Annotated in this window: 24 protein-coding genes; 6 read left to right on the top strand and 18 right to left on the bottom strand. The window is 70.6% G+C overall.

Features of this window, described 5'->3' with window-relative positions:
- Position 1: 1 nt before the first annotated feature.
- Positions 2–1,738: an ABC transporter ATP-binding protein gene (locus tag IFT89_RS03735; RefSeq protein WP_202938274.1), complete on the bottom strand. Its 1,737-nt coding sequence runs from the start codon at positions 1,736–1,738 to the stop codon at positions 2–4.
- Positions 1,739–1,932: 194 nt separating this feature from the next.
- Positions 1,933–3,498 (bottom strand): molybdopterin-dependent oxidoreductase, encoded by a 1,566-nt coding sequence (locus tag IFT89_RS03740; protein WP_202938275.1) that lies wholly within the window; start codon positions 3,496–3,498, stop codon positions 1,933–1,935.
- A 90-nt stretch (positions 3,499–3,588) separates the two neighbouring features.
- Between IFT89_RS03740 and moaA the strand changes: the two genes are divergently transcribed.
- Together moaA and IFT89_RS03750 are read left to right on the top strand one after the other, a co-directional pair.
- On the top strand, positions 3,589–4,656 hold the full coding sequence (gene moaA / locus IFT89_RS03745) for a GTP 3',8-cyclase MoaA (RefSeq protein ID WP_064293946.1): 1,068 nt from the start codon (positions 3,589–3,591) through the stop codon (positions 4,654–4,656).
- On the top strand, positions 4,649–4,906 hold the full coding sequence (locus IFT89_RS03750; protein ID WP_307783414.1) for a MoaD/ThiS family protein: 258 nt from the start codon (positions 4,649–4,651) through the stop codon (positions 4,904–4,906). Before moaA ends, IFT89_RS03750 begins: the two co-directional genes overlap by 8 nt.
- On the opposite strand, the gene IFT89_RS03755 is transcribed toward IFT89_RS03750, so the two are convergent.
- From IFT89_RS03755 to IFT89_RS03765, 3 genes are read right to left on the bottom strand one after another with little or no spacing between them, the layout of a single operon-like run.
- Entirely contained in the window at positions 4,903–5,370 is a 468-nt protein-coding gene (locus tag IFT89_RS03755) for a BLUF domain-containing protein (RefSeq protein ID WP_202938276.1), read from the bottom strand. The genes IFT89_RS03750 and IFT89_RS03755 overlap by 4 nt on opposite strands.
- 37 nt (positions 5,371–5,407) lie before the next feature.
- Complete coding sequence (locus IFT89_RS03760; protein WP_137242844.1) at positions 5,408–5,950, bottom strand: hypothetical protein; 543 nt, start codon at positions 5,948–5,950, stop codon at positions 5,408–5,410.
- A gap of 35 nt (positions 5,951–5,985) precedes the next feature.
- A complete protein-coding gene (locus IFT89_RS03765; protein ID WP_202938277.1) occupies positions 5,986–8,595 on the bottom strand; it encodes an excinuclease ABC subunit UvrA in 2,610 nt (869 codons plus the stop codon).
- A gap of 93 nt (positions 8,596–8,688) precedes the next feature.
- Here IFT89_RS03765 and IFT89_RS03770 point away from each other — a divergent pair, with 93 nt between their 5' ends.
- The gene (locus tag IFT89_RS03770; RefSeq protein WP_202938278.1) at positions 8,689–9,255 is read left to right on the top strand and encodes a dihydrofolate reductase family protein; all 567 of its coding nucleotides are present in this window, start codon (positions 8,689–8,691) and stop codon (positions 9,253–9,255) included.
- Positions 9,256–9,328: 73 nt separating this feature from the next.
- On the opposite strand, the gene IFT89_RS03775 is transcribed toward IFT89_RS03770, so the two are convergent.
- From IFT89_RS03775 to IFT89_RS03790, 4 genes are read right to left on the bottom strand one after another with little or no spacing between them, the layout of a single operon-like run.
- The gene (locus tag IFT89_RS03775; protein WP_056011786.1) at positions 9,329–9,757 is read right to left on the bottom strand and encodes a molybdenum cofactor biosynthesis protein MoaE; all 429 of its coding nucleotides are present in this window, start codon (positions 9,755–9,757) and stop codon (positions 9,329–9,331) included.
- Positions 9,750–10,733: a bifunctional molybdenum cofactor biosynthesis protein MoaC/MoaB gene (gene moaCB, locus IFT89_RS03780; RefSeq protein WP_202938279.1), complete on the bottom strand. Its 984-nt coding sequence runs from the start codon at positions 10,731–10,733 to the stop codon at positions 9,750–9,752. The genes IFT89_RS03775 and moaCB overlap by 8 nt, the downstream gene beginning before the upstream one ends.
- On the bottom strand, positions 10,730–11,965 hold the full coding sequence (locus IFT89_RS03785; RefSeq protein WP_202938280.1) for a molybdopterin molybdotransferase MoeA: 1,236 nt from the start codon (positions 11,963–11,965) through the stop codon (positions 10,730–10,732). The genes moaCB and IFT89_RS03785 overlap by 4 nt, the downstream gene beginning before the upstream one ends.
- Before the next feature lie 58 nt (positions 11,966–12,023).
- Positions 12,024–13,163, bottom strand: coding sequence for a ThiF family adenylyltransferase (locus IFT89_RS03790; RefSeq protein ID WP_137242838.1), 1,140 nt, complete (start codon positions 13,161–13,163; stop codon positions 12,024–12,026).
- Between the two features lie 143 nt (positions 13,164–13,306).
- On the opposite strand from IFT89_RS03790, the gene IFT89_RS03795 reads away from it, so the two are divergent.
- A complete protein-coding gene (locus IFT89_RS03795) occupies positions 13,307–13,720 on the top strand; it encodes an ASCH domain-containing protein (protein WP_202938281.1) in 414 nt (137 codons plus the stop codon).
- A 6-nt stretch (positions 13,721–13,726) separates the two neighbouring features.
- On the opposite strand, the gene IFT89_RS03800 is transcribed toward IFT89_RS03795, so the two are convergent.
- The 9 genes from IFT89_RS03800 to IFT89_RS03840 all read right to left on the bottom strand — a co-directional run bounded on the left by IFT89_RS03800 (position 13,727) and on the right by IFT89_RS03840 (position 18,892).
- Positions 13,727–14,104, bottom strand: coding sequence for a VOC family protein (locus tag IFT89_RS03800; RefSeq protein WP_071261898.1), 378 nt, complete (start codon positions 14,102–14,104; stop codon positions 13,727–13,729).
- Positions 14,105–14,155: 51 nt separating this feature from the next.
- Positions 14,156–14,710, bottom strand: a complete 555-nt coding sequence (locus IFT89_RS20705; RefSeq protein WP_198425021.1) for a TetR/AcrR family transcriptional regulator — start codon at positions 14,708–14,710, stop codon at positions 14,156–14,158.
- A gap of 22 nt (positions 14,711–14,732) precedes the next feature.
- The gene (locus IFT89_RS03810) at positions 14,733–15,569 is read right to left on the bottom strand and encodes an alpha/beta fold hydrolase (RefSeq protein WP_213014157.1); all 837 of its coding nucleotides are present in this window, start codon (positions 15,567–15,569) and stop codon (positions 14,733–14,735) included.
- A gap of 66 nt (positions 15,570–15,635) precedes the next feature.
- Positions 15,636–16,166, bottom strand: coding sequence for a PspC domain-containing protein (locus IFT89_RS03815; protein WP_197977356.1), 531 nt, complete (start codon positions 16,164–16,166; stop codon positions 15,636–15,638).
- Position 16,167: 1 nt separating this feature from the next.
- Positions 16,168–16,491, bottom strand: coding sequence for a PadR family transcriptional regulator (locus IFT89_RS03820; RefSeq protein ID WP_159876711.1), 324 nt, complete (start codon positions 16,489–16,491; stop codon positions 16,168–16,170).
- Positions 16,492–16,531: 40 nt separating this feature from the next.
- Positions 16,532–16,789 (bottom strand): DUF6510 family protein, encoded by a 258-nt coding sequence (locus IFT89_RS03825; protein WP_192004076.1) that lies wholly within the window; start codon positions 16,787–16,789, stop codon positions 16,532–16,534.
- A complete protein-coding gene (locus IFT89_RS03830; RefSeq protein ID WP_307783416.1) occupies positions 16,789–17,475 on the bottom strand; it encodes a ferredoxin reductase in 687 nt (228 codons plus the stop codon). The genes IFT89_RS03825 and IFT89_RS03830 overlap by 1 nt, the downstream gene beginning before the upstream one ends.
- A gap of 38 nt (positions 17,476–17,513) precedes the next feature.
- Positions 17,514–18,107 carry a sulfite oxidase-like oxidoreductase gene (locus tag IFT89_RS03835; RefSeq protein WP_202938283.1) on the bottom strand — a complete coding sequence of 198 codons (594 nt, stop codon included), beginning with the start codon at positions 18,105–18,107 and terminating at the stop codon, positions 17,514–17,516.
- Between the two features lie 89 nt (positions 18,108–18,196).
- A complete protein-coding gene (locus IFT89_RS03840; RefSeq protein ID WP_194599907.1) occupies positions 18,197–18,892 on the bottom strand; it encodes an HAD hydrolase-like protein in 696 nt (231 codons plus the stop codon).
- Between the two features lie 100 nt (positions 18,893–18,992).
- Between IFT89_RS03840 and IFT89_RS03845 the strand changes: the two genes are divergently transcribed.
- The gene (locus tag IFT89_RS03845) at positions 18,993–19,874 is read left to right on the top strand and encodes a sugar phosphate isomerase/epimerase family protein (RefSeq protein ID WP_191940012.1); all 882 of its coding nucleotides are present in this window, start codon (positions 18,993–18,995) and stop codon (positions 19,872–19,874) included.
- Positions 19,871–20,923, top strand: a complete 1,053-nt coding sequence (locus tag IFT89_RS03850) for a Gfo/Idh/MocA family protein (protein WP_191940013.1) — start codon at positions 19,871–19,873, stop codon at positions 20,921–20,923. The genes IFT89_RS03845 and IFT89_RS03850 overlap by 4 nt, the downstream gene beginning before the upstream one ends.
- The last annotated feature ends 6 nt before the right edge of the window (positions 20,924–20,929 follow it).

Consider the following 20,929-nt stretch of genomic DNA (forward strand, 5'->3'; position numbering starts at 1 on the left):
ATCACGCCACCCCTTCCACAGCGAGCTGCGATTGGACGATCTCGCGATACGTCTCGTTGGATTCGAGGAGTTCGTCGTGGGTCCCGCGGCCGACGATGCCGCCGTCGTTCATGACGATGATGTGGTCGGCCTCGCGGATCGTCGCGATGCGCTGCGCGACGATGATGACGGTCGCGTCGGCGGTGCTGTCGCCGAGGGCTGCCCGGAGTCGGGCGTCGGTGGCGACGTCGAGGGCCGAGAACGAGTCGTCGAAGAGGTAGACCCGGGGCTTCGCGACGAGGGCCCTGGCGATGCACAGGCGCTGACGCTGGCCGCCGGACACGTTCGTGCCACCCTGGGCGACGCCGTCGTTCAGCATCTTCGGCTTCGCGCGGACGAAGTCCTCAGCCTGCGCGACGTCGAGGGCGCCCCACAGCTCGTCGTCGGTGGCGTCGGGACGTCCGAACCGGAGGTTCGAGGCGATCGTGCCCGAGAACAGGTACGGCTTCTGCGGCACGATCCCGACGACCCCGGCGATCTGCTGCCGGGTGAGCTGCGAGACGGGGACGCCGTCGATGGTGACGTGGCCCTGCTGCGGGTCGTAGAGGCGCGGGATGAGCGAGAGCAGCGTCGTCTTGCCGGAGCCGGTGGAGCCGACGATCGCGGTGGTCTTGCCGGGCTCCGCCGTGAACGTGACGTCCGACAGGACCGGTCGCTCCGCACCGGGGTAGCCGAAGGTGACTCCGGTGAACTCGACTCGTCCGACCGACGGCACGCGGATGTCGGTGCTCGTCGGAACCGTGAGGCTCGGCTCGGTGTCGAGGACGCTCTGGATGCGCTCGGCGCACACGACCGCGCGAGGGATCATCATGACCATGAAGACGCCCATCATCACCGAGGTGAGGATCTGGAGCAGGTACTGGAGGAACGCGGTGAGGGAACCGACCTGCATCTGTCCGGCGTCCACCCGCTGACCGCCGAACCAGAGGACGGCGGCGGTCGCGAGGTGCAGGACCATCATGATGACGGGGAACATGAGGACGAAGATGTTGCCGACCTTGATCGAGACGCGCGTGAGCGCCTCGTTCGCACGGTTGTAGCGCTCCGACTCGAACGGCTCGCGGACGAAGGCGCGTACGACGCGGATGCCGATGATCTGCTCGCGCAGCACGCTGTTGATGCCGTCGATGCGGTCCTGCATCTGCCGGAACAGCGGCATGAGCAGGTAGACCAGGAACCCGACGATGATGAAGAGCACCGGCACGGACACCCACACCAGCCAGGACAGCCCCGCGTCCTCACGGAGGGCCATGATGATGCCGCCGACGCACATGATCGGTGCGGACACCATGAAGTTGAGGGTCATGAGGATCAGCATCTGGACCTGCTGGACGTCGTTCGTGCCGCGCGTGATGAGCGTCGCGCTGCCGAAGCCGCCGATCTCGAGGGCGCCGAGCGAGTCGACCTTCCGGTAGAACTCCCGGCGCAGGTCGCGGCCGATGGCCATGGCGGTGCGGGCGCCGAAGTAGACCCCGCCGATGGCTGCGGCCACCTGGACGAGGCAGACGAGCAGCATCGTCATGCCGGTGGACCAGATGAAGTCCGTGTCGCCGCGGGAGACACCCTGGTCGATGATCTGGGCGTTCAGGCTGGGGAGGTAGAGGGCCGCGATCGTCGAGACGAGCTGCAGCACGAACACCGCGACCACCCAGGCCGCGTACGGCTTGGCGTGTCGGAGGGCGAGGGCGAGGAGGGCCACGTGAGGTCCTTAGACGGTTCGTGTCCGGCGCGGGGCATCGCGCGGACGGGTGACGAGGTGGAGCGGGCCTGGCGCGAGACCAGTGCTTCGGTCGGCGGCGCAGCTGGACAGGAGCGTGAGGGACGTGCCCGAGTGACGATACTCCGCGCCGGTGACACGGTGGTGTCCCGGTTCGGAATCGTGATGATCTCGGGTCAGTCGACGCGGACGGAGATGGTGTGCCAGCCCTCCGCGCCGTCGGGGACGACGTCGACGGGGGTCTCGCTCTGCGTCTTGCCCGCGGCGTCGGTCGCGCGAACGGCGATGGTGTGGTCGCCGGCCGGGGCGTCCCACTGGAGGACCCACTGCACCCAGGTGTCGTCGGAGATGGCGGTCGCGAGCGTCGTGTCGAGCCAGTCGCCGTCGTCGATCCGGACCTGGACCCGGTTGACGCCCGTGTGCTGCGCCCAGGCGACGCCGGCGATCGCGACGTTCCCCGCCGCGACACGTCCACCGTTGCGGGGTACGTCGATGCGCGACTCCGTCTTGATGGGCCCGCGCTCGGACCAGCCGCGGTCGGTCCAGTAGGCCCGGGCGTCCGCGTAGCGGGTCACCTCCAGCTCGACGACCCACTTCGTGGCGGAGACGTAGCCGTACAGGCCCGGGACGACCATGCGCACCGGGAAGCCGTGCTGCAGCGGGAGCGGTTGCCCGTTCATCCCGACGGCGAGGAGGCTGTCGCGATCCTCGTCCTGCAGGACCTCGAGCGGAGTGCCGGCGGTGAACCCGTCGATGCTCCGCGACAGGACCATGTCGGCTCCGGCCTTGGGCTTTGCGCGGGCGAGCAACTCGCGGATCGGGTACCCGAGCCAGAGCGCGTTGCCGATGAGGTCGCCGCCGACGGGGTTCGAGACGCAGGTCAGCGTGATGATCGACTCCTGGAGCGGGAGGGCGAGGAGTTCCTCGAACCCGATCTCAACCTCCTGCTCGACCATGCCGGTGATCTTGAGGCTCCAGGTCGAGGGGTCGATGTTCGGCACCTGGAGGGCGGTGTCGATCCGATAGAAGGAGTCGTTCGCCGACACGACCGGGGTGAGTCCGTCGATACCGAGTTCGGCTCCGGCGGGGACCGGCGGTGCGGCGACGGCGGCCGTCGGGAGCTTGAGCGCCTTCCGGATGGTCTCCACGGCGACCGCTCCGGCCGAGGCGACGCGCGCGCCGACGCCGACGACGAGGGCGCCGACCGCGGTGCCGCCGAGCAGGACGAGGAAGGAGCGCCGGGGGAGTTCGGCCCGGGAGGCGCCGACGACCGGCCGGGCTTCGTCCGCGACCGTCGCGTCGTCCCAGGTCCGGAGCCGGGTCACGAGCAGTCGCAGGACGAGGATGCCGACCGCGGTACCGACGACGCTCGGGAACGCCCAGTCGAGGCCCGCGTCCGCGCGGGTGATCGCTGCGACGACCGCGACGACACCGACGAGCGCGAGCGCGATGCTGCCGACCACCGGTCGACGCTCCTCGAGGATCCCGATCCCGACGGCGAGGGCCGCGACCAGGACGCCGAGCACGATGAGCAGCACGAGCTTGTCGTTGGTGCCGAACAGGGCGATGACGAGGTCCTTCACCCAACCGGGCACGAGGTCGATCACGAGGGAACCCACGGCGAGCAGCGGCGAGCTCGCGGGGGCGACGAAGGCTGCGACGGCCTCGGCCGACCCGAGGGTGGCGACGGCTGCGACGACGCCGGACGCGCCGGCGAGCAGGGTGCGGCGGCGGGGCTCCATGTCCGTCATGCTACGCGCGCCCGCTGGGCGTTCCTCCCCGAAGCGGCTCTAGAGGGGCAAGTCGGCCGTCCATCCCCGTACCCTGGGGGGATGACCACAGTCGGGCTCGGAATCCCACGCATCGGGTCGCCGCTCAGGCACATCCCGGACGCTGCCGGGCGCCCCGACGTCGACGGCCTCATCGACCGCTTCGGGAGGGTCGCCCGCGACCTCCGGGTGTCGATCACGGAGAAGTGCTCGCTGCGCTGCACGTACTGCATGCCCGAGCAGGGTCTCCCCGCGATCGCCCGCGACGACCTGCTGACGCCCACCGAGATCGGTCGCCTCGTCGAGATCGCCGTCCGCGACCTCGGGGTGCACGACATCCGCTTCACGGGTGGCGAGCCGCTCATGCGCCCCGACCTCGCGGAGATCATCGCCCGCAGCTCCGCGGTCGCCGGCGACGCCTCGATCTCCATGACGACGAACGGCATCGGACTCGACAAGCGCGTCGACGAGCTCGTGGCCGCCGGGCTCACCCGCGTGAACATCTCCCTCGACACCGTCGACCGCGACCACTTCGCGCGACTCACGCGCCGCGACCGCCTCCCCGCCGTCCTGGCCGGCATCGAGGCCGCCAAGCGCGCCGGGCTGACGCCGCTCAAGATCAACGCCGTCCTCATGCGCGACACGCTCGACGGCGCGGTCGCCCTCCTCTCCTGGGCGATCGAGAACGGTTGCCGTCTCCGCTTCATCGAGCAGATGCCGCTCGACGCCGACGAGGCGTGGGTGCGGGAGAACATGGTCGACGCGGCCGAGTTGCTCGACGTCCTCGGCTCCCGCTTCACGCTCACTGCCCCGCATCGCGAGGACCCCTCCGCTCCCGCCGAGGAGTGGCTCGTCGACGGCGGCCCGGCCACGGTCGGCATCATCGCCTCGGTCACGCGCTCGTTCTGCGACGACTGCGACCGCACGCGGCTCACCGCCGAGGGGACGATCCGCTCCTGCCTCTTCGGCGACGACGAGACCGACCTTCGGGGCATGTTGCGTTCGGGCGTCGAGGACGTCGAGATCGCGGATCGCTGGCGCGCGGCGATGTGGCACAAGCAGGCCGGGCACCGCATCGCGTCGCCCGACTTCGTCCGTCCGGAGCGGAGCATGGGAGCGATCGGTGGCTGAGACGACGACCCTGCAGGTGCTCGTGCGCTACTTCGCCGCTGCCGAGGAGGCCGCCGGCGTCCCCGAGGAGTCGTTGCCGTCGGTCGCGACGGTCGGCGAGCTGAAGTCGGTGCTGCTCGAGCGCTACGGCGACGCGATGGCGAAGGTCCTCGCGTCCGGTTCCTTCCTCGTCGACGGCGTCGTCAGTCGCGACGACACCCGTCCGCTCGGCGCCCGGGTCGACGTCCTCCCACCCTTCGCCGGCGGCTAGGACGGGGACGTCGCTGAGCGACGACGCTCGGCGAGGGCGCGGGTCGCGCGGTGTTGGAACCATCGCAGGAGGTCCAGGATGCGATGGCGCCGTGCATCCGATTCGTCCTCGTGCGACGCGCGGTAGCCGGGGATCGAATCAGCCGGGTAGTCGTCGAGGTTCTCGCAGCGCATGGTCCAGTCCGGGAACCGCCGGTAGTCGATGTCCTCTTCGACCAGGACCCGCAGCTCGCTGTGTCGGGTGTCCTCGCGCAACCGCTGCAGCACGTGGCGCACGGCCGTAGGAGGCCCTTCGATCACCTGGAAGAAGTCGTCGCCGCGCACGGCGAGCATGCCGGTGAGGCCGGAGCGTCCGTTGTTGTCGCGGGACTGCCGGAGGATCGCTTCGAGGGCGGTCTGGGTCAGCGGCGCAGCGGAGGTGCTCACGTAGGTCACGGAGAGGAACGCGGATTCGGGCTGCGTCATACTCCGTGACCTTACACGTCAGGTGTCGGATAGGGGCTCATCGCGAAGCCTGCCAGGCGCGACGGGCCACCCCGGCCGACCGGAACATCAGGATGAGCGAGCAGATCGCTCCGACGACAGTCGCCAGGAACGCCACGAGCGCGAGCATCTGGAGCAGTTCGCCGACCGATGACGACCGGCCGACGTACGGCGGGATCTCGTCGGACACGGTGTTCCCGACGCCGAAGCCGGCGACGAACATGGCCAGGAGACCGAGCCACACGAGCATGGATCCGAGTGTCGCGACGTGGACCCAGTGTGTGCCGAGCCGGCCGCGCCATCCGAAGTGGGTGAACACCAGAATGGCTGTGAGGCCGAGCAGGAACGCGATCGCGACACCGACCAGGCCGACGGTCAGGGTGGTGGGCGCGAACACCCCGTAGATCGCCTCGAGGCCGTAGGAGTCGTCCGTCATCGCGAGCGGCGCCCAGATGAGTTCCTCGATGGGAGCCAGCACCAGCATCGACGTCGCGGCGACCGCCCAGACGACGACGGCGATGCGCTGAGCGCGGAGGTCACGGCGTGCATCGGTCGTCTGCATGGACTCCACGCTAGGCGCTCCGGGTCGGTGGGACGTCACCCCGCCGACGCCTCCTCCGGTGACGGTGCGGCACCGAGCAACGCCAGTCGCTTCGCCAGGTAGGGCGCGGTGCGGCTGTCGGGGTCTGCGGCGACGGTGTCCGGGGTGCCCGCGGACACGATGCGCCCACCAGCGTCGCCGCCGGACGGTCCGAGGTCGATCACCCAGTCGGCCGCCGCGACGACGTCCATCTCGTGCTCGACCACGACGACGGTGTCGCCGGAGTCGACGAGCGCGTTCAGCTGCGCCAGCAGACGACGGACGTCGGCCGGGTGGAGGCCGGTCGTCGGCTCGTCGAGGAGGTAGAGGGTGTGACCGCGTCGCACCCGCTGAAGTTCCGTCGCGAGCTTGATGCGCTGTGCCTCACCGCCCGACAGCTCGGTGGCAGGCTGGCCGAGCCGCAGGTACCCCAGGCCGACCTCGAGCAGGGTGCGGAGGCTGCGCGCCGCCGCCGGGACGGCCGCGAGGAACTCGGCCGCCTGCTCGACGGTGAGTGCGAGGACGTCTGCGATCGACTTCCCGTCGTAGGTGACATCGAGGGTCTCGGCGTTGTACCGGGCGCCGTTGCAGGTCGGGCACTTCCCGTAGCTGCCGGGGAGGAACAGCAGTTCGACCGACACGAAGCCCTCACCGAGGCAGGTCTCGCAGCGACCTCCCGCGACGTTGAACGAGAACCGGCCGGCCGTGTAGCCGCGTTCGCGGGCGAGGTCCGTGGCGGCGAAGGCCGCGCGGACGGCGTCGAACAGTCCGGTGTAGGTCGCGAGGTTCGACCGCGGCGTTCGACCGATGGGCTTCTGGTCGACCCGGACCATGCGGTCGACGTGCTCGAGCCCTCGCACCCGACGGACGGTGAGCGTGTCGGCGTGCCCGTCCGGCACCGTCGCCTCCGCCAGGCCGGAACCCTCGGCCGCATCCGGATCGGCGGGCACCTCGTCGTCATCGTCTGCGACGTCGTCCGTCGTCCGGCCGGCTGCCCGCAGGTGGTCGCGCACGACGTCGCGGAGGACCCGGCTCACGAGGGTCGATTTGCCGGAACCGGAGACACCGGTGACGGCGACGAAGGTCCCGAGGGGGATCGAGGCGTCGACGCCGGCGAGGTTGTGGAGCGTGATGCCCTCCACCTCGAGCCAGTCGCGCGCCTCACGGAGTGCTCGTCGCTCGGGAGCCGGACCGTGCTGTTCGGGGAAGAGGAACGGGCGGGTCGCCGAGGCCTCGACCTCGGCGAGACCCTCGACGGCCCCGCTGTAGAGCACGTCGCCGCCACCCTCGCCTGCACCGGGGCCGACGTCGACGATCCAGTCCGCGTTCCGGACGACGTCCATGTTGTGCTCGACGACGTAGACCGAGTTGCCGGAGCGCTTCAGCTGCTCCAGCACCTCGAGGAGGGGCTCCGCGTCGGCCGGGTGCAGACCCGCTGACGGCTCGTCGAGGACGTAGACCACGCCGAAGAGCCCGGAGCGCAGCTGGGTCGCGAGCCGGAGCCGCTGCATCTCGCCGGGGGAGAGCGTCGTCGTCACGCGCCCGAGGCCGAGATACCCGAGTCCGAGGTCGGTGAGCACGCGGATGCGCGCGAGGAGGTCGGTCGTGATGGCGACGGCGACGTCGGTGCGCTCGCCGGACAGCGTGGTCGGGAGCGCGGGCGCCGCGTCGGTCAGCTCCGTGGTGGGCCGGATGACCTCGGCGAGCTCCGTCATCGGCAGGGCGTTGAGTTCGGCGATCGTGCGGCCGGCGAAGGTGACCGCGAGCGCCTCGCGGCGGAGTCCCGTGCCGTGGCAGAGCGGGCACGGACCCGAGCGCACGAACTGCAGCACCTTGTTCCGCATCATCTGGCTCTTGGAGTCGGAGAGGGTGTGGAAGACGTACTGCTTGGCGCTCCAGAACATCCCGTTGTACGGCTTCGCGACGCGGTCTCGTTGCGGCGTGATCTGCACGACCGGTTGCTCCTCGGTGAAGAGGATCCAGTCGCGGTCCTCCTGGTCGAGTTCCCGCCAGGGGCGGTCGACGTCGTATCCGAGGGCGATGGTGATGTCGCGGAGATTCTTCGCCTGCCAGGCGCCCGGCCACGCGGCGATCGCGCCCTCGCGGATGCTCAGCGACGGGTCGGGCACGAGAGAGTCCTCGGTGACCGTGTGCGCGACGCCGATGCCGTGGCACTCCGGGCAGGCGCCGACAGCGGTGTTGGGGGAGAAGGCGTCCGAGTCGAGCCGGGTCGTGAACCCCTCGGGGAAGGTGCCGGCGCGCGAGAAGAGCATGCGGAGCGAGTTCGAGAGGGTCGTCACCGTGCCGACGCTGGAGCGCGAGCTGGGGGCGCCGCGACGCTGCTGCAGGGCGACCGCCGGTGGCAGACCGGAGATCGAGTCGACGTGCGGGTCATGACCCTGCTGGATCAGCCGCCTGGCGTACGGTGCGACGGACTCGAGGTACCGCCGTTGTGCCTCGGTGAAGATGGTGCCGAACGCGAGCGACGACTTGCCCGAGCCGGAGACCCCGGTGAAGGCGACGATCGCATCGCGCGGCACGTCGACGTCCACGTTGCGGAGGTTGTTCTCGTTGGCTCCCCGGACGCGGACGAACGGGTCGGATGCTTCGGGGGCGTGTTCGGGCATCAGATCACCCTACGTCGCCGCGGTCTGGTGGGCGACCGGTTGACGTGCCCCGCCCGATGCGCGATGTCGGGGGTGGACGGCAGGATCGTCCTCATGAATCGTGAACGTTCCTGGCACGGCTGTGTCTTCATCGGCGTGAGCCTCGATGGTTACATCGCAAAGCCCGACGGCGACCTCGGCTGGCTCACGGAGCTCGAGCCGCGGGAGCATGCCGCGGATGCGCCGGGGGAGCACCCGGCGCTCGACTGGGATTCGTTCTTCCCGACGATCGACACCCTCGTGATGGGACGCACCACCTACGACACCGTCCTCGGCTTCGGCGAGTGGCCGTTCGAGGGCAAGCGGGTCGTCGTGCTGAGCACCACGCTCGAGGCAGGGGACGACCGCATCACGGTCGCCGGGTCGGTCGACGAAGCGGCCGCCCTGCTCGACGAGGCCGGGGCCGGCCGCGTCTACATCGACGGCGGCAGGACCATCCAGGCGTTCCTCGGTGCTGGCCTCGTCGACGAGATCACCGTGTCGGTCGCGCCGGTGCTCATCGGCTCGGGCGCCCGCCTCTTCGGCGACCTCGACGCCGACGTCCGCCTGCGACTCCGCGGCACCCACGCGACGCCCGAGGACGGGCTCGTGCGCATCACCTACGACGTGCTGCCACGCTGACCGCTCGATTCGCCCCGAATGGCCGGCCACGCTTCGTGCGTGCGACCATTCGGGGCGAATCGAGGACGGGCCGCTACAGGCCGACCCACTCCGTCTCGCCGTCGGCCAGGTGCTGGCGCTTCCAGATGGGGACGGTGCGCTTGATCTCCTCGACCAGGCGCTCGCAGGCGGCGAAAGCCTCGGCACGGTGCGCGGCGGCGACGGCGGCCACGAGGGCCAGGTCGCCGACGACGAGCGACCCGACGCGATGCGCTGCCGCCACTCGGAGGCCGGTCTCCGCGGCGACCGTCCGGCAGCAGTCCTCGAGGAATCGCTGGGCGTCGGGATGGGCCCGGTAGTCGAGGGCGTCGACCGCCTCGCCGTGGTCGTGGTCGCGCACGATGCCTCGGAAGGCGACGAGGGCGCCGTTGGCGGGCGCCGCGACGAAGTCCTCGATCGCATGCGCGTCGAGGGGCGACTCCGAGATGAGGGCGAGGACCTCGGGAACCGTCGACTCACTCATGCGCGCCACCTCCGGCGATCTGGGCGACGAGGTGGTCGAGCAGGCCGTCGAGGACGGCGAGTCCGTCCTTCACGCCACCGGTCGACCCGGGCAGGTTCACGACGACGGTGCCGCCGGAGACCCCCGCGAGCCCGCGACTGAGCGCCGCGGTCGGGGTCTTGGTCGACCCGAGGGTGCGGATCGCCTCCGCGATGCCGGGCAGCTCGCGGTCGAGGTGGGGCCGCGTCGCCTCCGGGGTGCGGTCGCTCGGCGAGAGGCCGGTGCCGCCCGTCGTGATGAGCACCGCGGGCGCGGCGTCCAGGGCTGCCGTGATCGCGAGGTGCACATCTGCGTCGGACACGACCGTCACCGCATCCACCGCGTAGTCGTGCTCGGACAACCAGGCGGAGATGCGCGGCCCCGTGAGGTCTTCGCGCGTGCCCGCCGCACCGGCGGTCGACGCGACGATGACGGCCGCGGTTCGCGGACGGACCGTTCGCGCCACAGGTGCTTCGATCGGCTCCGACGCTTCCGGCGTCCAGTTCCCGCGCTTGCCGCCGGATTTCTCCAGCAGCCGGATGTCGCCGAGGACCGATGCCGGGTCGACGGCCTTGACCATGTCGTGCAGGGTCAGGCCGGCGATCGACGCGGCCGTCAGGGCCTCCATCTCGACCCCGGTCTGGCCGGTGGTCTTCGCGGTCGCGGTGATGACGATGGAGTCCTCGGTGAAGGCGAAGTCGAGGCTCACGGACGACAGCGCGAGCTGGTGGCACAACGGGATGAGCTCGCTCGTCCGCTTGGCCCCCGCGATCCCCGCGATGCGAGCGGTCGCGATGACGTCCGCTTTCGGCAGGCCGTCCGCTTGAACGAGCGCGATCACGTCTGGTCGGGTGGTGAAGGTCGCGGTCGCCGTCGCGACCCGCTTCGTCGTGGCCTTGTCGCCGACGTCGACCATGCGTGCGCGGCCGTCGTCGTCGAGGTGTGTGAGCCCGGTCATAGTGCCCATGCTTCCACAGCGTCACCGGCGTCGAGCTCGAGCGTGTCCTCCGGGATGACGATCAGCACGTCGGAGGCCGCGAGCCCGGCGACCAGGTGCGAGCCGGGGCCCGAGACCGGTTCGACCCGACCATCGTCTCGTCGGCGTCCGCGGAGGAACTGGCGTTTGCCGGGCACCGAACGCACGGCGACCGCGAGCTCGGCCGGCACGCGCGACGCCTGCGGCAGCCCGGCGACCCGGCGGAGGACCGGAGCGACGAAGACCTCGAACGAGAGCTGGGTGCTCACCGGGTTGCCGGGGAACGCGATGATCGGGACGCCCCGGTGGGCCCCGAGCGCCTGTGGTCCGCCGGGCTGCATCGCGACCGAACCGATCCAGCCACCCAGCGGACCGAGGACGTCACGGACGACCTCGTGCTCACCCATGGAGATCCCGCCGGAGGTGAGGATGAGATCGACCTCGCCGTGGAGGTCGTCGAGCAGGGCGAGCAGGACGTCGGCATCGTCGACGACGCGCGCACGGGCGTTGACCTCGGCCCCGGCTGCGACGACGGCGGCCGCCAGCGCGGTCCCGTTGGAGTCGAAGGTCTGGCCGAGCGTCGGCGTCTCGCCGGGTTCGACGAGTTCGGCACCGGTCGTGACGATCGCGACCCGCACCCGCCGACGCACCTCGACGGTCGTGATCCCGGCCGCAGCCAACACGGCGAGGTGTCGTGAAGCGAGGCGCACGCCGGCCGGCAGCAGCTCCTCGCCGGCGCGGACGTCGCTCCCGCGTTCCCGGACGAACAGCCCCACCGGGCGCTCGCCACCGCCGCGCGCAGGACCGAGGAGGACGGTCTCGACACCGTCCGGGTCCGTCTCGACCTCGCTCTCCTCGACCGGCACGACGACGTCCGCACCCGGCGGAACGACCGCGCCCGTCATGATGCGCGCCGAGGTCCCCGCCTCGAGCGGCGCGGGGTCGATCGGGCGCGCGGCGATCTCGCCCACCACCCGCAGTCGCGTCTCATCGCCCGTGAGGTCTGCCGCCCGAACCGCGAAGCCGTCCATCTGTGAGTTGCGGAACAGCGGCAGGTCGACCGGTGACGGCACCGCCACCGCCGTCACCCGAGCTGCGGCCTCGTCGATCGGCACGTGCTCGGCGCCGGTGTCGGTCACGTCGTCGAGGAGGGCTGCGACGTCGGAGGCGTGTTGCTCGACGGTCTTCCGACTCGTGGGCGCTGGCGTCGTCATGGTGGTTCCCGTCGTCGAGGTCGGTCGGTGGGGCTGCACGGGGTGTTCGGAGCCGCGGTCAGTAGCGGGGGACGGTCGGATCCACGAGCCGCGACCACGCGTCGATGCCGCCCTCGAGATGGACGGCCGAGTAGCCGCGCTCGAGGAGCAGGCGAAGCGCGGACTCGGATCGGATGCCGTGGTGGCAGTAGACGACCACGGGCGTCTCGGGGTCGAGCCCGTGGAGCGTCTCGGGGAGCGAGCCGAGCGGCATCAGCGTCGAACCGGGCAACCGGGCGATCTCCGCCTCCCACGGCTCCCGGACGTCGAGCAGGACGGCCTCATCGTCGCTCGCCGCGAGCTGCGGTGCGGTGATCGTGCGGCCGCCGTGTCGCGGCTCGTGCGGGGCTGCCGCTGCGGCGCTCGCCGCGTCCCCTCCTGGCGTCCGATGCAGATGCTCATCGAGCGACACCTGCCGGGCGCCCGCGGGGTCGCGCTCGTACCGGAGTTCGCGGAACCCGCCGCTCAGCCCGTCGAACATCGTCACCCGGCCGAGCGAGAGGGTCCCGACCCCGGTGAGCACCTTGATCGCCTCGGTGGCCATGATGGACCCGATGACCCCGACCGTGGTGGGCAGGACGCCGCCGGCCTCGCAGGAGAGCACCGAACCGTCCGTCGGCGGGTGGGGGAAGAGGTCGCGGTAGCGCGGGCCGCGAGACGACCAGCTGAGTCCAGCCTGCCCGCCGTACTGCGAGACCGCACCCCAGACGAGTGGGACGTCGGCGAGCGTCGCGGCGTCGTCGACCAGGTAACGGGTCTCGAAGTTGTCGCTGCCGTCGATGACGAGGTCGATCTCCGCGTCGGCCAGGAGGCCCATGATCTCGCCGGGTCCGAGGCGGAGGCGGTGTCTGAGGATCGTCGCATCGGTGTTGACGGCGAGGGCGCGGTCGGCGGCGGAGTCGACCTTCGACCGGCCGACGTCCGCGGTGCTGTGGACGGTCTGCCGATGCAGGTTGCTGAGCTCGACCGTGTCGTCGTCCACCAGGTGGATCGCGCCGTCACCGGAACCGACACCGGCAGCGGCAAGCGCCGGGATGACGATGCTGCCGAGGCCGCCGGCGCCGACGATCAGCACCCGTGCGTCGGCGAGGCGCTGTTGCGCCGCTGGTCCGAACCCGGGGAGGGCGAGCTGCCTGGCGTACCGCGCGGTCGAGGACATGCGCCGATTATCCCACCGGCACCGTGCCCGCCGGCCCTCAGACCGCATCCGCTCGCGTCCGCAGGAGGCTGCAGGCGCCGCCGCGGGAAACCGACAGGAGGTGTGAAGTGGCACGACGCGTCGATCGATGCTGGGATGGACGCATGGATGACCACCTCCCCATCGTCGAGTTCGTGTTCCCCGGCCCGCTGCGGGACAGGCTGGTGGCGGCGATCGAGTCCGGCGAGAAGGCCGCGACGAGTTCCCTGGCGCACGAGTACGCGGTGGCAGGCGAGGAGTTGCCGGCGGTCGGGCAGCGCGGAATCGTCGTCGATTCCGATGGCGCTCACCGCTTCGTCATCGAGACGGTGGGTGTCGAGGTGGTACCGCTGGACGAGGTGCCGCTGGCTCACGCTCTGGCGGAGGGCGAAGGCTACGCCTCGGTCGCCGACTGGCGTGCCGGTCACGAGCGGTTCTGGACCTCACCGGAGATGCAGGCCGAACTCGGCGCCGACTTCCGCCTCGACGACGCGACGCTCGTCGTCCTCGAACGGTTCGCCCTCATCGCCCGGGACTGAGGCCGATCAGACCGGCTTGACGGGCGTGCGCAGGAGGCAGAAGGCGTTGCCCTCGGGATCGGCGAGGACGTGCCACGACTCATCGCCCGTCTGCCCGATGTCCGTCGGGCGCGCTCCGAGGGCCAACAGGCGCTCGAGTTCGGCGTCCTGGTCGCCGTCGGTCGGGCTGACGTCGATGTGGAGCTTCGACTTCGGCTGCGGCGGGTCGTCGCTGCGGCTGAGGATGATGGTCGGTTGCGACCCACCGAAGCCGTCCCGCGCTCCGATCTCCACCCCGTCCTCGTCTCGGTCGAGCACGACGAAGTCGAGGACCTCGCACCAGAAGCGGGCGAGCGCTTCCGGATCGCGGCAGTCCAGGACGAGTTCACTGATGCGGCATGACATGAGGGCACGCTACCCCGCACGCGTCGTGCAGCGGAACCCGTTGCGGATCGGCTAGGACTCGTCCCCAGCGGTCTCGGCCCAACGGGTCAGCGCGATCACGAAGCCACGGACGAGGCGGTCGAAGCTCCGGTCGAGGTCGCGGTCGAGGCCGAAGGAGCCTGCCGCCTCGAGCGAGACGAAGCCGTGCAGGGTGGAGCGGAACACGCGGATCGCGTCGATGGCGTCGTCGCCGCGGAGCTCGTAGGCCGCGAGGACGTCGCTGATGACCTGGATGGCGCCGAGCGATGCCGCCGCGTCCTCCTCATCCTCCGGCCCGGCGATCCACTGCGCGGCCGTATAGCGTGCCGGGTGCTCCAGGGCCCACTCCCGGTAGGCGCCGGCCATCACCGTGATCGCATCCGCGCCCGAACGGCCGACGGCGGCGCGCAGCAGGACGTCGCCGAGCTCGCCCTTCGCTTGGAGGGAGATGCTCCGGCGGAGTCCGGCGAGCGAGTCGAGGTGCTTGTAGAGCGAGGGCTGCCGGACGCCGAGCCGTTCGGCGAGGGCGGCGAGGGTCAGCCCCTCGAGCCCGACCTCGTCGGCGAGTTCAGCCGCTTCGTCCACCACGCGCGCGCGGCTGAGTCCCGCCCTAGGCACGGTGCAGCGCCGACTGGAGGAAGCCGAGGACGGCCTGCGAGGTGACCTCGGGCTGCTGGGCCTGCGGGTAGTGGCCGGCGTCCTCGACGAGGACGACCTCCGCCTGCAGGGTGTCGCCGATCCAGCGCGCCTCTCCTGCGGGGTCGGGGAAGTCGGGGTCCTTGGTGCCCATGATCACGAGCGTCGGAGCGCTCACGCCGGGGAGCGCAGCCTCGGCCGGGGCATGGTCGGTCTGTCTGGTCGTCTGCGAGAAGGCCTTGCCATAGGCGGGGCGACGCAGGCTCGCGAAGACGTCGGCGAGGTGGTCGTCGAAGTCGACCGGCTTCCGGCCCGCGTTCAGCGTGGGGAGGTAGGCCTTCCAGACCCGTGCGATCCACAGCGGAGCCATCATGGCGCGGAAGACCGCCTGCATGACGGCGCCCGCCTTCGGGTTGCGGACGAAGGGCCCGACGAGGACGAGACCCGACACGTCCTCCGGGTGCTCGGCGGCGACGATCACGCCCGCGCCGGCAGCGAGGGAGTTCCCGATGACGACGGCCGGGGCACCCAGGTCGCGGATGAGGGCGTGGATGTCCGAGGCGGTCGCGACGTCGCCGTACGAGGAGAACGTCGTGTCGCTGTCGCCGTGACCACGGAGGTCGGTGGAGGCGACGCGGTACCCGGCCTGGACGAGCGCGGGAGCGAGGAAGCGGTAGGAGGAGCGGAGCTCGCCCATTCCCGGGACGAGGACGACGAGCGGGCCGTCTCCCTGGATCTCGTAGGCGATCTTGCCCTCGGGACGGTCGAGGTAGCGGGTGGCAGGCCCTGACGATGCCGGGTTCGTGTTCATGAAGCTAGTCTGCATCGCCGTTTGGCTAATGTCAATAGCTTTGATGGATCGGCTGTCGAAGCAATCTCATCGACTCGGCGCTGGCGCCGCGCACTGGCGCCGATACTCGGCGACCGTGTCGACCTTCGGCAGGATGAGGAGCAGAGCCAGGTAGACGAGGCCGGCGGTCCCGCCCGTGAAGAGGAGGAGGAAGAGGGCGACGGTGCGGACCCAGTCCACGCGGAAGTCGCCGTACGCGGCGATGCCGGCGCACAGGCCGCCGAACCAGCTCCCCTCCCCGATGCGACAGAAGAATCGACCGCGAGCGGGATAGGCGAGGATCCGGATCGGCGGTGCTTCCTGCTCGACGGAGCCCGTCTCCGCGAGGATCATCGCGAGCTGCTCGTCGTCGATCGCGGCGCCAGGGGTTGCCGGCATCGATCGCAGGCGGTCTCCGAGTGTCGTCTCGAGGTCGCGTACGGTCTCGTCCGCATCGGGGTCGGTGCCGAGTGCGGCGCGGGTGTTCGACAGGTAGCGGAGCAGGTGGGCGTGGGCGGCGGCCGTCAGCGGGATCGTCTCCGCATGCCCACTCAGGCTCATGTGGTGGATCTGTTCCATGTCAGTGTCCGATCGTCGTGATCATGTCGGTGAGGGAGGACCAATAGGTGCGGAAGTCCAGGAGCTGCACTCGTCCGGCCTCGGTCAGGGAGAGGTACTTGCGAGGTGGACCGGACGTGGACTCCTGCCAGTCGTGTGCCAGGAGGTCTTCGCGTCGGAGCTTGTTCAGGAGGGGATAGAGCGTGGCTTCCTGGACGGGGAAGCCGGCTTCGCGGAGCGCCGTCGCGATCTCGCCCGCGTAGCGTCGCTGATGCTCGACCGAAGCGAGCACGAGCGGTTCGAGCATGCCTCGGCGGAGTGCCGCGAGCTTGCTATCTGGTTCCATGCCGGTACTGTAACACGACTCGGTACCGTGCGAGATTCGATCAGTCGAGGTCCGTCCACCAGCGGACGCCGTCGAGGGTGACGCGCGTGGTCTCCTCGTGATGGAGGACGACGAGCAGGACGTCGTCGCAGTGCCGACAGCGAACCACCCAAGCGTCTGGGGTGCCGAACACCAGCTCCGCGGCGAGGGGCGAGACGTCGCGGCACCCGAGGCACTGCGACATCGTCCCGCTCGGGTCGGTGCCGGTCAGTTCCGACAGGGTTCCGGCGAGGACGTTCCCGTCCAGATGCGAGGTCATCACGCGCCTCCGAACCGCTCGGTCTTGATGCGGGCGGGATCATGGCCGATCGCGACCAGGGTGTCGGCGACCGCCTCGACGAAGCCGGTCGGTCCGCAGACGAACACCGATGGGGCCTCGCCGCCGGTGGACTCGAGCGCCTGCAGGTCGGCCGCGACCAGACGGCCGGCGGGACGAGGCCAGCCGTCGGGTGCTCGCCGGGTGTAGATCCAGGTGACCTCGACCCCGGTCGCCGCAGCGAGCTCGTCGGCGAAGAAGGCGTCCTGCGGTGAGCGGACCGAGTACACGAGTCGGAACGGCGTCGTGCTCCCGGCCGCCTCGTGCGCTCGCACCATCGCCATGAGCGGCACGATGCCCGAACCTCCGCCGATCAGGAGGACCGGCTCCGTGTCCTCAGGGCGCCAGACGAACCAGCCGCCCAGTGGTCCACGCACCTCGACCTGGTCGCCGACCTCGATCGCGTCGACGAGGAAGGGTGAGACCTCGCCGTCGGGGACCCGGTCGACGGCGATCTCGATGCGGTCACCGGCGTCCGCAGAGGCGATCGAGTAGGAGCGCACCGCCTGGTAGCCGTCGGGCGCCGTGAGGCGGACGTCGGCGTGCTGCCCGGCCAGGTTCCCGCCCCAGCCGGGGGCGTCCAGGATGAGGCTCCGCCCCGATGGGGTCAGCTGCGTCGCCGTGACCACGGTTGCCGCCTTCCAGACGTCGACATGGCCCGTGCGCCTCACGAGTACCGCTGTTCGAGCCAGGGGTCACCGTAGGCGTGATAGCCGTTCTGCTCCCAGAACCCCGGTTCGTCGTCCTGCTGCATGACGAGGCCGCGGATCCACTTCGCGCTCTTCCAGAAGTAGAGGTGCGGGATGAGGAGTCGTGCCGGGCCGCCGTGCTCCGCGGCGAGCGGCTCGCCGTCGAAGCCGGTGGCGATCCAGGCCTTGCCGTCCAGGAGGTCGTCGAGTGGGACGTTGGTCGTGTAACCGCCGTAGGAGTGGGCCATCACGAAGTCGTAGCCGCTCTCGACCTCGGCGAAGAGCGTGTCGAGGGAGACGCCCTGCCAGCTCGTGCCGAGCTTCGTCCAGCGGGTCACGCAGTGGATGTCGCGGGTGATGTCGTCCTGCTGGAGGGCCTGCATGGCCGCCCAGTCCCAGCGGTGGGTCTCCCCCGCCTCCGTGCGGATCTGGAACTCCCACTCATCGGTGTCGATCCGCGGCGTGGGTCCGGCGGACAGGACGGGGAAGTCCTCGGTGAGGAACTGGCCGGGCGGGAGTCGGTCGTCCTGCTCCCGTGCCCGTCCTCCGAAACCGCGTGTGAACACCGCCATGTCGACCTCCTCAGGATGGTCATCACCCTAGTGAGCAGGTGTCGGTGAAGCCAGGCCCTCCTGGGGTCACCAAGTGGTTCCGGCCTCGCTCAGCCGGTGATGAGGTTCGACAGCGCGTCGATCGAGTGGACGACGGCGAGGGCGCCGGTGGCCTCCGCCGGCGAGCCGTAGCCCCACTCGACGAGGATCGTCGGGATCCCGTGCGCCGCTGCGCCCTCGATGTCGTGGAGGCGGTCGCCGACCAGTACGGTGCGGGACGTGTCGACGCCGGCGGCCGTGAGACGCCGGAGGGCCTCGCCGACGACGTCGGCCTTGCTGCTGCGGACCTCGTCCTCGGAGGCGCCCGTGACGACGGTGAAGTACTGGCTCAGGCCGAAGTGGTCGAGGATCGTGTTCGCCTGCGACTCGGGCTTCGAGGTCGCGAGCCCGATCGGGATCCCGGCCTCGGAGATGCGCGCGAGCAGCCCGGCGACGCCTGGGAACACCGCTGTGCCGACCTCGGCGCCCTCGATGGCGACCTGGCGACGGTACTCGGTGAGGGCGAGCTGCGACTGCAGGGGGTCCATGTCCGCGAAGTCGCGGAAGGAGTCGAGTAGCGGCGGCCCGACCCAACGCAGCAGCGATTCGTCGGACGGGACGACGGCACCGACGTTCGCCAGGGTCGTCTTCATGCGCGAGATGATGCCGGGCGCCGAGTCCACGATCGTGCCGTCGAGGTCGAACAGCACGCAGGACCAGCTGCGGTGGAAGGACACGGTCGTACTCGCGAGGTAGAGATCGGTCACACGCTCCATCCTAGGGCGACCCCTCCCGTGGGGAAGGGTTGTCAACCGGTTGCCAGAGCCGTAGGCTGACAGGGCCGGCAGCCCGACTGTCTGGTTCCCGATGACGAGAACGAACGCGAAGGCGGAAGCGCACGTGAATGCACAACACCCGGTGAGCTGGACCCTGTCGGGCTTCGGCGACGAGATCGACGCCGACCCGACGACGCAGATCGCCGTGCTGGAGGCGCTCGGTGCATCGCACATCGAGGTCCGGAGCGCGTGGGGCGTCAACATCATCGACCTCGACGCCGACCAGCTCGCCCGACTCGGTGCGCAGCTGCAGCGGTCGGGCATGGGTGTGTCCGCCATCGGATCGCCGATCGGCAAGGTCGACGTGGCCCTCGACGCCGAGCTGGAGGTCGCCCGACTCGCGCGCGCGATCGCCGCTGCACACGCCCTCGGGACCCCGAACATCCGCATCTTCTCCTTCTTCCGGGGCGCGGGCGTGCCGGTGGAGGCCACCCGCGACGACGTCCTGGTCCGCATGCGCCTGCTCGCCGATCTGGCCGAGCGTGAGGGGGTCGTGCTCCTGCACGAGAACGAGAAGGACATCTACGGCGACGTCCCGGAGCGCATCCTCGACCTCGTCGAGTCCGTCGGATCACCCGCGCTGCGGCTCGCCTGGGACAACGCGAACTTCGTCCAGGTGGGCGTCGCGCCGTTCGACGACGGCTACGCGATGCTGCGTCCGTACGTCGACTACCTGCAGGTCAAGGACGCGGTCGCCGAGAGCGGCCAGGTCGTGCCGTCCGGCGAGGGCGACGGGCAACTGCGTGAAACGCTCATGGCATTGCGCGACGACGGCTACGCCGGGTTCGCCTCGCTCGAGCCGCACCTCGCCGACACCCACGCGCTCGGTGGCTTCTCGGGTCCCGCCTCGTTCGGCGTGGCCGCCCGGGCCTTCCGGAGGCTCACCGACGAGCTGGGGATCGAGCTGCGATGAGCCGCGTGCCCGCACCCGTCCTCCGCCGCGTCGCCGTGATCGGGTGCGGCGACATCTCCGCACTCCATCTCGCCGCGATCGGGACGGTCCCCGGTGCGCAGCTCGTGGCGGTGTGCGACGTCGACGCCGGCCGGCTCGATGCGGCGAGGGCTGCGACGGGTGTCCCGGGCTTCACTGACCTCGATCGACTGTTCGACGAGGCGCGACCCGACGTCGTCCACATCTGCACCCCGCACCACCTGCACGCCGACCAGGCGATCCGGGCGCTCGAGCGCGGGATCGACGTCATCCTCGAGAAACCACTCGCCCACACGCGCGAGGAGGCCGGACGGCTCCTGGCCGCGGCGGAGCACAGCCGAGCGAAGATCGCGGTGTGTTTCCAGAACCGCTACAACCAGCCTGCGGAGCGCGCGAAGGAACTCCTCGACTCGGGTGAGCTCGGCGCCGTGCTCGGCGCCTCGGCGGTCGTGCCGTGGCATCGGACGGCGGCCTACTACGAGGATCGCCCGTGGCGCGGTCGCTGGGAGACCGGCGGCGGCGGACTCCTCATGAACCAGGCGATCCACACGATCGACCTCGTGCAGTGGTTGGTCGGCGACCCGATCGAGGCGACGGGGTCGATCGCCACTCGCGCGCTCGCCGAGGTGATCGAGGTCGAGGACACGGCCGAGCTGCGCATCGTGCACGCGGGTGGCGCGACGAGCACGGTCTACGCGACGGTCGCCGGGGTCGCGAACCTGCCCGTGACGATCGACGTCGTCTGCGAGCGGGGCACGCTGAGCCTCGGCGCCGAACTCACCGCCCGCTTCGCCGACGGGCGCGTCGAGACCACCGTCGAGCGCGTGACGGCCAGCGGAGCGCGTGCCTACTGGGGCGTCTCCCATGAACGGCTGATCCAGGACTTCTACGCGGGGCTCGACGAGCCGGGCGCCTTCTGGCTCCACCCCGCCGAAGCACGCAAGGCGTTCGACGTGATCCAGGACGTCTACGACGCGGCGATCCCCGAGCGACGGTCGTCGATCCTCGCCGCGCAGCTCGGCGCTCGCTGAGCCACC

This window comes from Plantibacter sp. CFBP 13570 (genome assembly GCF_014841395.1).
Taxonomy (GTDB): Bacteria; Actinomycetota; Actinomycetes; order Actinomycetales; family Microbacteriaceae; genus Plantibacter; species Plantibacter auratus.

Bases quoted from the DNA above. Each gene is read 5' to 3' on its own strand.
- IFT89_RS03845 (WP_191940012.1), top strand. From the start codon at position 18,993: ATGACGAGAACGAACGCGAAGGCGGAAGCGCACGTGAATGCACAACAC.
- IFT89_RS03815 (WP_197977356.1), bottom strand. From the start codon at position 16,166: ATGGAACAGATCCACCACATGAGCCTGAGTGGGCATGCGGAGACGATC.
- IFT89_RS03820 (WP_159876711.1), bottom strand. From the start codon at position 16,491: ATGGAACCAGATAGCAAGCTCGCGGCACTCCGCCGAGGCATGCTCGAA.
- IFT89_RS03790 (WP_137242838.1), bottom strand. From the start codon at position 13,163: ATGTCCTCGACCGCGCGGTACGCCAGGCAGCTCGCCCTCCCCGGGTTC.
- IFT89_RS03765 (WP_202938277.1), bottom strand. From the start codon at position 8,595: ATGCCCGAACACGCCCCCGAAGCATCCGACCCGTTCGTCCGCGTCCGG.
- moaCB (WP_202938279.1), bottom strand. From the start codon at position 10,733: ATGACCGGGCTCACACACCTCGACGACGACGGCCGCGCACGCATGGTC.
- IFT89_RS03835 (WP_202938283.1), bottom strand. From the start codon at position 18,107: ATGGCGGTGTTCACACGCGGTTTCGGAGGACGGGCACGGGAGCAGGAC.
- IFT89_RS03740 (WP_202938275.1), bottom strand. From the start codon at position 3,498: ATGGAGCCCCGCCGCCGCACCCTGCTCGCCGGCGCGTCCGGCGTCGTC.
- IFT89_RS03795 (WP_202938281.1), top strand. From the start codon at position 13,307: ATGGATGACCACCTCCCCATCGTCGAGTTCGTGTTCCCCGGCCCGCTG.
- moaA (WP_064293946.1), top strand. From the start codon at position 3,589: ATGACCACAGTCGGGCTCGGAATCCCACGCATCGGGTCGCCGCTCAGG.
- IFT89_RS03770 (WP_202938278.1), top strand. From the start codon at position 8,689: ATGAATCGTGAACGTTCCTGGCACGGCTGTGTCTTCATCGGCGTGAGC.
- IFT89_RS03775 (WP_056011786.1), bottom strand. From the start codon at position 9,757: ATGAGTGAGTCGACGGTTCCCGAGGTCCTCGCCCTCATCTCGGAGTCG.
- IFT89_RS03755 (WP_202938276.1), bottom strand. From the start codon at position 5,370: ATGACGCAGCCCGAATCCGCGTTCCTCTCCGTGACCTACGTGAGCACC.
- IFT89_RS03825 (WP_192004076.1), bottom strand. From the start codon at position 16,789: ATGACCTCGCATCTGGACGGGAACGTCCTCGCCGGAACCCTGTCGGAA.
- IFT89_RS03850 (WP_191940013.1), top strand. From the start codon at position 19,871: ATGAGCCGCGTGCCCGCACCCGTCCTCCGCCGCGTCGCCGTGATCGGG.
- IFT89_RS03800 (WP_071261898.1), bottom strand. From the start codon at position 14,104: ATGTCATGCCGCATCAGTGAACTCGTCCTGGACTGCCGCGATCCGGAA.
- IFT89_RS03810 (WP_213014157.1), bottom strand. From the start codon at position 15,569: ATGAACACGAACCCGGCATCGTCAGGGCCTGCCACCCGCTACCTCGAC.
- IFT89_RS03760 (WP_137242844.1), bottom strand. From the start codon at position 5,950: ATGCAGACGACCGATGCACGCCGTGACCTCCGCGCTCAGCGCATCGCC.
- IFT89_RS03785 (WP_202938280.1), bottom strand. From the start codon at position 11,965: ATGACGACGCCAGCGCCCACGAGTCGGAAGACCGTCGAGCAACACGCC.